Origin of the sequence: Pseudonocardia halophobica (genome assembly GCF_027922425.1) — a bacterium.
Classification (GTDB): domain Bacteria; phylum Actinomycetota; class Actinomycetes; order Mycobacteriales; family Pseudonocardiaceae; genus Pseudonocardia; species Pseudonocardia halophobica.
On sequence record NZ_BSFQ01000268.1, the window covers coordinates 1 to 561 of the forward strand.

Consider the following 561-nt stretch of genomic DNA (forward strand, 5'->3'; position numbering starts at 1 on the left):
CATGGCGGCCATGCCCCAATCCTAATGATCGCCCTGAAAGGACAAGACTATGGCACGTTTCGACACGTCCTTTGACGCCACCAGGGTCGAGCCCACCACCGCCCACGAGCTTTTGCCGGCGGGCAAATACCGCGCCCAGATCGTCGAAAGCGAGATGCGCGTCACCAAGAACGGCATGGGCCAGTTTCTCTGGCTGATGCTCGACATCCTCGAGGGCGAGCACAAGGGCCGGAAGATCTTCGATCAGCTGAACCTCGTGAACCCGAACCCGACCACGGTGGAAATCGCGCAGCGGACGCTGTCGGCCATCTGCCACGCGACGGTCAAGTTGCTTGTCAGCGACAGCGAGGAGCTGCACCTGATCCCGATGACGATCCAGGTGAAGGTCAAGCCGCCGAAGAATGGCTACGGCGAAAGCAATGCCGTCGCTTATCTGCCGCCCGACCGCGGCGTTGCGGCCCGTGCAGCCAAACCGACGCCCGCTGCGCCCGCCACACCTGCGGCCCCGCCCAAGATGGCGTCTGCGCCCTGGAACAAGAAGGGCTGATGCGCTGCGCCGCC

General features: G+C 64.0%; 1 protein-coding gene. It reads left to right on the forward strand.

Annotation, left to right across the window (positions count from 1 at the left end):
• Nucleotides 1-49 precede the first annotated feature (49 nt).
• The gene (locus tag PKE99_RS39415) at nt 50-547 is read left to right on the forward strand and encodes a DUF669 domain-containing protein (protein WP_271215169.1); all 498 of its coding nucleotides are present in this window, start codon (nt 50-52) and stop codon (nt 545-547) included.
• Nucleotides 548-561: the final 14 nt, after the last annotated feature.